General features: G+C 37.4%; 12 protein-coding genes. 7 read left to right on the top strand and 5 right to left on the bottom strand.

The window, feature by feature from the left end; all coding sequences use genetic code 11:
• Window positions 1-794: 794 nt before the first annotated feature.
• From BAU28_RS08910 to yunB, 3 genes are all read left to right on the top strand, one after another.
• Window positions 795-2,210 carry a bifunctional metallophosphatase/5'-nucleotidase gene (locus BAU28_RS08910; protein ID WP_327908087.1) on the top strand — a complete coding sequence of 472 codons (1,416 nt, stop codon included), beginning with the start codon at window positions 795-797 and terminating at the stop codon, window positions 2,208-2,210.
• 65 nt (window positions 2,211-2,275) lie between these two features.
• Window positions 2,276-2,578 carry a YunC family protein gene (locus tag BAU28_RS08905; protein WP_002015926.1) on the top strand — a complete coding sequence of 101 codons (303 nt, stop codon included), beginning with the start codon at window positions 2,276-2,278 and terminating at the stop codon, window positions 2,576-2,578.
• Window positions 2,579-2,633: 55 nt separating this feature from the next.
• The gene (yunB, locus tag BAU28_RS08900; RefSeq protein ID WP_071718364.1) at window positions 2,634-3,365 is read left to right on the top strand and encodes a sporulation protein YunB; all 732 of its coding nucleotides are present in this window, start codon (window positions 2,634-2,636) and stop codon (window positions 3,363-3,365) included.
• A 46-nt stretch (window positions 3,366-3,411) separates the two neighbouring features.
• Here the strand turns inward: yunB and BAU28_RS08895 are convergent, their stop codons facing one another.
• Entirely contained in the window at window positions 3,412-4,395 is a 984-nt protein-coding gene (locus tag BAU28_RS08895; protein WP_071718363.1) for a M23 family metallopeptidase, read from the bottom strand.
• Between the two features lie 189 nt (window positions 4,396-4,584).
• Between BAU28_RS08895 and lipA the strand changes: the two genes are divergently transcribed.
• A complete protein-coding gene (gene lipA, locus BAU28_RS08890) occupies window positions 4,585-5,481 on the top strand; it encodes a lipoyl synthase (RefSeq protein ID WP_025149596.1) in 897 nt (298 codons plus the stop codon).
• A gap of 19 nt (window positions 5,482-5,500) precedes the next feature.
• On the opposite strand, the gene BAU28_RS08885 is transcribed toward lipA, so the two are convergent.
• Both BAU28_RS08885 and BAU28_RS08880 read right to left on the bottom strand, forming a co-directional pair.
• Window positions 5,501-5,980: a YbaK/EbsC family protein gene (locus BAU28_RS08885; protein WP_071718362.1), complete on the bottom strand. Its 480-nt coding sequence runs from the start codon at window positions 5,978-5,980 to the stop codon at window positions 5,501-5,503.
• Between the two features lie 83 nt (window positions 5,981-6,063).
• Window positions 6,064-6,618, bottom strand: coding sequence for a histidine phosphatase family protein (locus BAU28_RS08880; protein WP_071718361.1), 555 nt, complete (start codon window positions 6,616-6,618; stop codon window positions 6,064-6,066).
• Between the two features lie 138 nt (window positions 6,619-6,756).
• Here BAU28_RS08880 and BAU28_RS08875 point away from each other — a divergent pair, with 138 nt between their 5' ends.
• Complete coding sequence (locus BAU28_RS08875; protein ID WP_071718368.1) at window positions 6,757-7,200, top strand: hypothetical protein; 444 nt, start codon at window positions 6,757-6,759, stop codon at window positions 7,198-7,200.
• A 24-nt stretch (window positions 7,201-7,224) separates the two neighbouring features.
• Here the strand turns inward: BAU28_RS08875 and BAU28_RS08870 are convergent, their stop codons facing one another.
• Entirely contained in the window at window positions 7,225-8,040 is an 816-nt protein-coding gene (locus BAU28_RS08870) for a YhfC family intramembrane metalloprotease (protein WP_071718360.1), read from the bottom strand.
• Window positions 8,041-8,148: 108 nt separating this feature from the next.
• Here BAU28_RS08870 and BAU28_RS08865 point away from each other — a divergent pair, with 108 nt between their 5' ends.
• Window positions 8,149-8,883 carry a MerR family transcriptional regulator gene (locus tag BAU28_RS08865; protein WP_071718359.1) on the top strand — a complete coding sequence of 245 codons (735 nt, stop codon included), beginning with the start codon at window positions 8,149-8,151 and terminating at the stop codon, window positions 8,881-8,883.
• A 79-nt stretch (window positions 8,884-8,962) separates the two neighbouring features.
• Here the strand turns inward: BAU28_RS08865 and BAU28_RS08860 are convergent, their stop codons facing one another.
• Window positions 8,963-9,541, bottom strand: coding sequence for a YhcN/YlaJ family sporulation lipoprotein (locus tag BAU28_RS08860; protein ID WP_071718358.1), 579 nt, complete (start codon window positions 9,539-9,541; stop codon window positions 8,963-8,965).
• 118 nt (window positions 9,542-9,659) lie between these two features.
• Here BAU28_RS08860 and BAU28_RS08855 point away from each other — a divergent pair, with 118 nt between their 5' ends.
• Window positions 9,660-9,962: a YutD family protein gene (locus tag BAU28_RS08855; protein WP_002174050.1), complete on the top strand. Its 303-nt coding sequence runs from the start codon at window positions 9,660-9,662 to the stop codon at window positions 9,960-9,962.
• Window positions 9,963-9,972: the final 10 nt, after the last annotated feature.

Genomic DNA, 9,972 nt, shown 5'->3' with positions numbered 1-9,972 from the left:
GCCCTGCATAGCAGGGCGCTTTTTTGTGTTGTGTGGAGCTGGATGAGGGATACCCCACTTAGTATGCAGTCAATTATATCAACGATTTTTCAAATATATCGACGTTTCGACAAGGATATATCGATTTATCCCGCTATTTGTGGGCAGTAAGACTCTCACCTCAAAATTCGGCTGTAAAACAAAGGAGTTAGGTGGGAGATCAACTGCCCGTAAAAGCCCGATTGGTGAAGGCTAATAATCAGTGGGGGATGAACAAAACCCCCACTGATTAAAGTTTCACTTTATCCACAAATTGAGACATGGTGAACGGACGCATATACCCCTCAACCCGCAAAAAAAGCCATCAAAAGACAGCTTTAAAACCCAAACATTACAAATATAAGAGGAACGCATATTAAGATAAAAATAACTAATATAAGTAAGACAAAGATACCGACAAATCTCAATTTGCTCGTTTCGTTTTTAGATATTGCAATCATGCTGAATATGAGGCCGAGAATAATGAGTGGGATGCTAATAAATAGAAATGGATTAGGCAAGAAAAGTACGGAAGCGATAAATAAAAGGCCTCCTGCTAATGAGGACCATAGTGAGAGAAAGCTATATCGATTAATAGAGAACACCTCCTTATGTAAATGATAATGTAAAATTTTTCATGTTGAAAGGGGAATCTTTTGCTTTTTCTTATAATGCGAGTACAATGTAAAATAGCAAGAAAAGACGAAAAGTATTTACAGGATTATTGCGCGCGTGTAGCGTAAATGGCAGTAAGGAACTGAGAGGAGGTTTTTTCTCTGAATATAAATAAGGAAACAATCATCCATCTATATCATACAAACGATATACATAGTCATTTTGAAAATTGGCCGCAAATTTCTCGGTTTGTACTAGGGGAGAAAAAGCGCAGACAGGAAGCAGGAGAGACTGTTTTAACTGTGGATATTGGCGATCATGTGGATCGTTTTCATAGTATTTCGGAAGCAACAAATGGACTCGGGAATACGAAGTTATTAAATGAGGCGTTATATGATTATGTAACGATTGGAAATAATGAAGGAATTACATTGGCGAAAGAGCATTTGAATCGTCTATATGATGCTGCTGGGTTTGAGGTGCTCGTAGCGAATCTATTTGAAAAAGAGGGCGTACGTCCGGCCTGGGCAAAGCCTTATAAATTACATACAACGACAGATGGAGTTACGATTGCCTTTATCGGATTAACGGTAGCTTATCCAGAGTTTTATCATATGTTAGACTGGCATATTGAAGATCCAATCATCCATTTAGAATCTATTTTAGAAGAAGTTAAGGATACGGCTCATATTACTGTTGTGCTTTCTCATCTGGGAAAAAGTATGGATGAGTATATGGCGGAGCATTATGATATAGATGTTATTTTAGGTGCACATACGCACCATTTATTTGAGCGGGGTGTTCTTGTAAACGATACTTTGCTTTGCTGTTGTGAAAAATGGGGACATTACGTCGGTCACGTTCAGCTTACTGTGGATAAAGAGACGAAGGTGCTCCTAAAAAAAGATGGTAGAGCGATTAAGACAGAACGGTTAGGTGCTTATAGCGAGCCGTTATCCACAATTGAAATGCTGCAGGAAGAAAGCAAACATATAATGGCTGAGCCTGTCGTTCATTTAAAAGAATCATTACCGGTTGATTGGTTTAAAGAGACGACATTTTCTCATATGTTGGCAAGTGCGCTTAAAGAGTGGTGTGATGCGGATATTGGAATGGTGAACGCTGGTGTACTACTTGAGGGATTAAATGAAGGTGTTGTGACGCGCGGGGACATTCATCGAATTTGTCCACATCCAATTAATCCATGTCTATTAAAAGTACCGGGGAAAACGTTAAGAGAAGTTATTTTGAAAGCTCGTAGGCCGAATATGGAGAACCTTGAAGTGAAAGGATTTGGATTCCGAGGAAAAGTAATGGGGAAAATGATTTACGATGGTTTAGAAGTGATTCCAGATACAATTTCAGGGAATAAAATTTTACTAGAAGATGTATTGATTAACGGTGAGTCGCTGGAATTAGAACGTATATATACGGTAGGAACGATTGATATGTTTACATTCGGATACTTATACCCAGAGCTATCCACACTTTCTGACAAACAATATTATATGCCAGAATTACTTAGAGATGTGTTAACAAATATGTTGATAACTTATACATCTTCAGTCAAACTATAGGCTAGTTAACTTGTAACACTCATTTTTCTCTTGTCATACAGATAAGAAAGAGAGGAGTGTGAACTATGGTTAATGTGGAGCCAATTATAATTGATAACTATACGTTCATTGCTGTTAGCGTAAAGCTTCCAAAGACAAATTTGCTAGCTGTAATGAGCGATAAAGGATATATTATGTGCGGTGCTTTAGATGTAGGCCTTTTAAATGAGAAGTTAGGAGATCGAGGAATTATCGCTGGCCGTGCAGTCGGTGTAAGAACGATCGAACAACTTCTTGAAGCACCGCTGGAATCAGTAACAACTGGAGCAGAAGCTTTAGGTATTCCAGTAGGAACGATCGGAAAAGATGCACTATTAAAAATGAGATAAGCATATATCGTCCCTCTTTCTTGCATAGAGATAGTATAAGAAGGAGGGTTTTCTTATGCGTAAATTTCGTTCGAACAATTCGCGGTTTCGAAGGGGGCCGATTTCCTTTCGGTATATACTGCTTATTTCGTTTATTATTTTTATAGTAATGGTCGTACAAGGATTATGGATTGTGAATAAAAGTATCCAGCCAACATTAATTAAGTATGGAGAAACAGAGACACATAAAATGGCAACAGCAGTCATGACGAAGGCGGTAAAAGACCGAATTAATGAAGGATTTGATGTGGATACGTTAATGAAAGTACAAAATGATAAGAACGGAAAAGTATCTACCATTGATTTAAATACAAAACAAGTAAATGAAATATTAACATCGACTACTGCATACATAGAGAAATATTTACAACAAGTAGAAAAAGGGGATATGAAAGCACTTGGTATTTCTGAAGAGAATGGGATATCTATGTCAGTTCCTTTTGGTCGTATAACCGATAATACGCTTCTTGGTAATATAGGACCAGATATTCCGATTAAATTTACGCCAATTGGTCATGTGAATACGGATATTAAACAGCTAGTTGAGCCGCAAGGAATTAATAATACAGCGATCAAAATTATTATGGAAGTGGAAGTGACGTTGCAAGTTATGATTCCGTTACACACGAAAGAAATTACGGTGAAGCAAAACATTCCGATTGCAACGCGCATCGTTCAAGGTGAGGTACCTACTTATTATGGAAGTGGCGGAGTTGTTGTACCAGATAAAAAGAAAACGGATAGTTAGTATATCTTTAATGAATATAAAAAATAACCGTAGCAATGCGCTACGGTTATCGTTTTGTATTCGCACGTTCTTTTCGTTCCCAAAGGCTCAAATGCATGTATGGATCGAAAGCCCACTCTGTATAGCCGTTGTCTTTATACATTCCAAAATGTAAGTGTGGTGGGAACTTTCCAGCTGTACCAGGAGGACCGTAGCCGGTGCTACCAACAAATCCGATTACTTTTCCTGGTTCGACAATTTGTCCGAGCTGTATTTCTTTTGAGAATCCACCTAAATGAGCGTAATAATGGTAATTATTATGAAGGTCACGAATACCAATGCGCCATCCACCAAGACGATTCCATCCTTTTGTTTCAATAATGCCATGGCAAGTTGATCTTACTGGTACGCCGTATCTAGCAAAAATATCGGTTCCTTCATGAATCCGCCTTCCGCCGAAGCTTCTTCCAGCACCAAAAGTACTACGGTAGCTATGGTCACTGCGAATAGGGAGAGGGAAAGCATTTCCTTCTAAGTTAATACGTCCATAGTGTCTATAAATGCGGGCGTATTCTGTAATTAATTCAACGGTTTTTGCACGTCTATAATATTCCCAAAGCATAATTCTAATACGGTCTTCTGACGTTCCTTGTTTCTTTAAAATAGTTGCTGCTGTATGCAGAAGATCACGGTCGTTATTTGCATTTGCAAACCCATCTTTGTCACCATCTAAACCTATTCCACCAAATAGAGAAATCGCATGGGGGAGAGTATCGTTACTATTAACAGGTCCAGCCCATAGTTCAGGTTTGAAATAAAGGGAAATGATGGCATCTGGTTTTTTCGGAATATCCTTTCTTACGCTCCGTATATTTCTTTCGTATTGATCCATTGCAGCTAAGTAATACCACGGAATGCCTGAAGATTGCTCGGTTTCTTTATATAGTGCCATGCGCTTTTCATATATGCTTTGCTGATTATCTTCACCGTAAGCGATGTTTTGGTGGAGAAGAAAGCAAATTGAAAGCAAAAGAGAAATTTTTCGAAGCATGAAATAGACTCCTTTCACAACATCACTCTTTTTAGTGTGGGATATACGGAGTATTTCATTATAGGGAACGATTGGAAAAAATCTTAGAATCTTCATTTGAGCAAATCGCTTTCATACGTTAGAATAGATATGTTACATTGAAAGAAGCGAACACGGTAAACTATTTCATATTGTGCGGAGTTGATAACCATGACAAAACAAACAGAATATAAGCGCAAGCCCGAATGGTTGAAAATTAAGTTAAACACGAATGAAAACTATACAGGCTTAAAGAAAATGATGCGTTCTAAGAATCTTCATACGGTTTGTGAAGAGGCGAAATGTCCGAATATTCATGAATGCTGGGCTGTAAGGAAAACAGCGACATTTATGATTTTAGGTGCGGTTTGTACACGTGCTTGTCGTTTTTGTGCGGTTAAAACAGGCTTGCCAACTGAGCTTGATTTACAAGAACCAGAACGCGTAGCAGACTCTGTAGTACAAATGGGCTTAAAGCACGTTGTTATAACAGCGGTTGCACGTGATGATTTAAAAGATGGTGGAGCAGCTGTTTTCGCTGAAACAGTACGCGCTGTACGTCGTAAAAATCCATTCACGTCTATCGAAGTATTACCATCTGATATGGGTGGGGTAGAAGAAAACTTAAAAATGTTAATGGATGCAAAACCAGATATTTTGAACCATAACATTGAAACAGTACGTCGATTATCTGACCGAGTTCGCGCTAGAGCAAAATATGACCGTTCATTAGAGTTTTTACGTCGAGCAAAAGAAATGCAGCCTGATATTCCAACTAAATCGAGCATTATGGTGGGCTTAGGAGAAACACGAGAAGATTTAATTGAAGCAATGGATGACTTACGTGCAAACAATGTGGATATTTTAACTCTTGGACAATACCTACAACCATCTAAGAAACATTTACCAGTTATTAAATATTACCCACCAGCAGAATTTGCAGAGCTTAAAGAAATTGCACTTAGCAAAGGATTTAGCCACTGTGAAGCTGGTCCACTTGTACGTTCTTCTTATCATGCGGACGAGCAAGTACGTTCTGCAAAAGAAAAAACAGCAGAAGCGAAATAATGAAAAAAGAGAGCTATTATTAGCTCTCTTTTTTCTTATACTCTAAAACTCTATTTTGACATGTTGATAAAATCTTTTTTAATTCCTCTGTGGATAATTCAATTGTAAATTCAGGTACACCAGGTGTGATTAAAATTTTATTGTAAGTATAAATTGAACTGTCCACAATAATCGTTACATCTTGTGAATAACCGAAAGGAGCTACACATCCTGGAGTGCAACCAGTCTCTTCTCTTAGCTCATCAGGAGAACAGAGAGATAAGCTCTCTCCTGTTATTTCTTTCATCTCTCCTCGGTTGAGGCGAGTTCCTTCTAGCGTAAAGAATACGTAATACTCCCCGGATTTTGATTTTAAAAATAGGCTTTTACTTGGAGTACCTTGTAAGCCGAGTCTTTCACGAACGATGCGATCTGTCTCATAGTCGAGTACTGGTTCGTGTTCAAATTTTTCATAAGAAGCATTTGTTTTATGTAGTAAAGAAAGTACGTCTTCGTACATATTGCATGATACCCCTCTCTATGTTTTACTGCAGTCTCGCCATATCTTCTCGCAGTGTCAACTGAATGTACTGGAAAGGGATATTACTTGGATGGCGCTTCCCATAATCGTTTTATGATAGATTGTTCATCGATTGTAATTTCGTAAATATCAGGATTCGTTAAAGCTTTCCATTCACCAAAGCCAATAGTATGATCAAAGTGCTTTAAAACTAGTGTGAGTAAGTTGCCGTGTGTAACGAGTAATGTTGTGTCATGCTCTAGTTTTAAAACTTCTTGGATAAGTGAGATAGCGCGATCCATCGCTTGTTTTGTTGACTCTCCGCCCGAAAAGGCAATATCTATATCGGTAAAAGTGTATTCTAGTTTTTGAAGCCAATCATCCATTGAAACAGTACTTAATATACGCTCTGCTAACCGTTCATCTTCTTGAACAGGTAAATTAGCTTGAAGTGCATATGGCCGAATAGAATCGATAGCGCGGACAAAAGGGCTTGAAATAATGTAATCTATTTGTAGATGATTTTTTATGAGGAATTTAGCAAGGGTGTTTGATTGGTCTCTTCCTTCATTTGTTAATTCGGCATTACGCTCTTGTCCAGTTGCTGAACAATGTCGCATTACAATAATTTTCTTCATATTTCATCCCCATCTTTCAAGTTGACGATATATACTTCGACAAATGTGGAAAAAATTCCTTTTTTGTGTACAGAGAAGAGAATAGGGACCGGGGCATGTGGAAAAGTAATGTGGATAATGAAAATTTGGGGTGCTAGCATGAAAAAAATAATAATTATTGCATTCATTGCTTGTTTTCTCACGCAACTGTCCACAACATATGCACAATCAAATCAAAACTTAGAATACCCGAGTAATCAAAATAGGTCATTTGTGAGTGAAGATTTGTTTTATGACCAGCTAGATAAGAAAATCTATAAGGAATACAAAAATGCAACATATAGTGTTCGTAAAAAAATCTTATTTAAAGAAGTACAAGATGCAGAATTTACCTTCCGAAAAAAAACAGATGTCGGCTGTCGCAGTAGAGTGGTGATTCGAGATTCGTTTGTTCATCCTGATCGCCAAGTGTACTTTTTTGCTTCCTTTTCTCAAGATGAAGTAGAGGAGTTTTATAAGTATATCGTTATAGATGCAGAAACAAAGAAGGAGCTTCTAGGCGGAAAAAGTTATCACCATTGCGATAATCCACATAAAAAATAAACCACCAATTTTGGTGGTTTATTTTTACTCTGAAGCACTCACTAACTTCTCTTTCATTTTGCGAATAAGAACGAAAGCGCCAATTGCGAAGAGAAGAGTAGTTCCTTCTGCGACAAAGATGTTAATTATTTTTGTTTGGTAAAGTGCTGCGAAAAAGTCCACAAGTGCGTGGAATAGTATAGCGTATACGAGGAAAATGTATTTCTTTTGTTTTACCGCGTATACGACAAGCATTGTGAAAGCAATTTGCAGAACGAGTGCCATAATTCTTTCTAAGCTACCGAGTAAGTATAAGTAGGCAGGTTGCTGAATTAATATGTCCTGTAAACGGCTGAGCTCAGGCATTTTTTCAACCATTTGAGCGAAACTTCCGTTGTTAATGGAAGTAGCAAAGATTAATGCTTGTAAGGCAGAAAAGCCACCGACTAAAATTGATTCAATACCACCGTGACCAATTCCGTATGCAAGACCGTCTTTATATTCTCGATATTTTTTCAGTAAGTAGTAAAAGGCAACAAAGCGTCCTAATTCTTCAAAAATACCAGCAGTTAACCCACCGTAAATCGCAAAGATAAATGGGTTTTCTAAAACCGCAGCTGTTGCTGGATTTCCTCGCATAAATAGGTGGAATGGTGTTTCGAGAATTTGGGTAAACCCGATAAAGATAAGGACACCAACGCCAACTATTTTCCAATTAATATTATATTTCTTGCGGAAATAAACGAGTACAATAATTGGGATCAAAATCGAGAGAACGAGCTGAATGATGATACTGGCAATTACAGTATTTGAAACCATACTTTCACCGCTTTCTAATGTATGTACATATATATTATGCATGAAATGTAGGAGAATGTGGAGAGATGAATCTTTCAAAAGCAAAATGAAGTTTTTATTGACTCTAACGTTGCGTCATACTTTATCGTATGTATTAAGGGGGAGATACGCATGACAATGAGGGTAAAAGAAGTAGCTGAATTAGTTGGAATTAGTGTGCGCACACTGCATCATTACGATGAAATTGGGTTGTTAACCCCAGATGAGACAACAGAGTCTGGATATCGTCTGTATTCCGATGAAAATTTAGAAACGTTGCAGCAAATTTTATTTTTTAAAGAGCTTGGCTTCCCTTTAAAGAAGATTAAGGAAATTATCATGAGTCCTTCATTCGACCGTGAAGAGGCATTACAGCTTCATAAGAAAATGCTTCTTGAAAAGCGAGCTAGATTGGATAAGGTGATTGCGACGATTGATAAAACAATTAAGCATACAAAAGGAGAGATTGAGATGACGAATAAAGAGAAATTTGAAGGATTTGATTTTAGTCATAACCCATATGAAGAAGAAGCACGTGAACGATGGGGAGATACAGCTGTGGATAAAGCGAATGAGACTGCAAAAGGTATGTCTAAAGAGAAACAGGAAGAGTTTAATAATATTTATAGAGAGCTAGCGGCGCTTAGACACGGCGCACCTGATTCTAGAGAGGCGCAAGACGCAATTGGAGTATGGTACAATTACTTGCAAAACTTCGGTGAATATTCATTAGAAGCCTTTAAAGGATTAGGTCAAATGTATGTCGCTGATGAGCGCTTTACAAAAAATATTGATAAGTTTGGTGAAGGTTTAGCACAGTTTATGTGTGATGCGATGGAGGTTTATGCGGATCGCAATAAAAAATGAAATAATCGTTAATATAATTTCATTTAAATAGTTATTTGTTCAATGAATTCAAAAAAGGTGGAGGCTTTCTCCACCTTTTTTATTTTTTAATCATATTATTCAAAGTTTGATCCCCCGTATTGTTCAAATGAGGATTTTTGCTCATTTCCCGTTTTAACATATCAAGACTTTGTTCATATTCTTTATCGTTTAAGCTACCTGATTGAAGGCCTTGAATTTGAGAAATCAACTTTTGGTTTGTTGATACATATGCTTTATAATAGCGAGGGACGATGGACAAAGCTGTTTTATATACTTGATCTGTTACGAGTGCTGGGTCAGTTGTGTTTGCGCGGTATACAACAAACACTTCATCATCGGTAACGAGTGTAGCCGCATTGGTGACGTCAGGAAGTTTGACTGTCATGCTTGTAATCATTTCAGCGACTTTCTCACGGTTAATTGCTCCTACTTGTTTGTTAGATACTTCATGTTTTTGTTTAGAAGAATAACCGACTCTCGTTAATCTTGTATTTGTGTTTTCAGTATGATACATGTCGTTTTTGTTGGAAACGAGAACACGACTTCCTTCTTCACGCTCCATTTCGGCTTTATTAGTTGTTTGGCAGCCTGCAAATAAGGAAAGAGTGAGAAGAGAGAGTATAATTTGCTTTTTCACGATGTATCACCTCCTTCTCCATAGCATGCACTAATTTTCAATTTTTTGTATTTGAAATTGTTGGTTGTTATGCTTTGTGATACGATAAAAAGAAGAATGCTTAGAGAGGAAGTTAATGATGGAGCAAAAGCAAGAGATTCATGCTACGGTGAGCGTTAATAATGTTCAGTACGAAGTAATTAAAAACTTTCGTGATGGTTTTAGTGAAGAAGCATTTAAAGAGCGTTATGCAGAAATTTTAAATAAATATGATTATATCGTTGGAGATTGGGGTTATGAGCAACTTAGATTGCGTGGATTCTTTGATGATAGTAATCAACGTTCGACATATGATACGAAAATTAGTACTTTATCAGAGTATTTATATGAGTACTGTAACTTCGGTTGTGCACATTTTGTATTACGAAAAGTGAAGAAATAAAAAAATCCTC

It is taken from the genome of Bacillus paramycoides, from assembly GCF_001884235.1.
GTDB lineage: Bacteria > Bacillota > Bacilli > Bacillales > Bacillaceae_G > Bacillus_A > Bacillus_A paramycoides.
The sequence above is the reverse complement of the archived record's forward strand: the minus strand, read 5'-3'. Positions and strand labels throughout refer to the sequence as shown.

What these genes read in the sequence shown, in the direction of transcription:
- BAU28_RS08905 (WP_002015926.1), top strand. Translation starts at nt 2,276, where the DNA reads ATGGTTAATGTGGAGCCAATTATAATTGATAACTATACGTTCATTGCT.
- yunB (WP_071718364.1), top strand. Translation starts at nt 2,634, where the DNA reads ATGCGTAAATTTCGTTCGAACAATTCGCGGTTTCGAAGGGGGCCGATT.
- BAU28_RS08895 (WP_071718363.1), bottom strand. Translation starts at nt 4,395, where the DNA reads ATGCTTCGAAAAATTTCTCTTTTGCTTTCAATTTGCTTTCTTCTCCAC.
- lipA (WP_025149596.1), top strand. Translation starts at nt 4,585, where the DNA reads ATGACAAAACAAACAGAATATAAGCGCAAGCCCGAATGGTTGAAAATT.
- BAU28_RS08885 (WP_071718362.1), bottom strand. Translation starts at nt 5,980, where the DNA reads ATGTACGAAGACGTACTTTCTTTACTACATAAAACAAATGCTTCTTAT.
- BAU28_RS08880 (WP_071718361.1), bottom strand. Translation starts at nt 6,618, where the DNA reads ATGAAGAAAATTATTGTAATGCGACATTGTTCAGCAACTGGACAAGAG.
- BAU28_RS08875 (WP_071718368.1), top strand. Translation starts at nt 6,757, where the DNA reads ATGAAAAAAATAATAATTATTGCATTCATTGCTTGTTTTCTCACGCAA.
- BAU28_RS08870 (WP_071718360.1), bottom strand. Translation starts at nt 8,040, where the DNA reads ATGCATAATATATATGTACATACATTAGAAAGCGGTGAAAGTATGGTT.
- BAU28_RS08865 (WP_071718359.1), top strand. Translation starts at nt 8,149, where the DNA reads ATGACAATGAGGGTAAAAGAAGTAGCTGAATTAGTTGGAATTAGTGTG.
- BAU28_RS08855 (WP_002174050.1), top strand. Translation starts at nt 9,660, where the DNA reads ATGGAGCAAAAGCAAGAGATTCATGCTACGGTGAGCGTTAATAATGTT.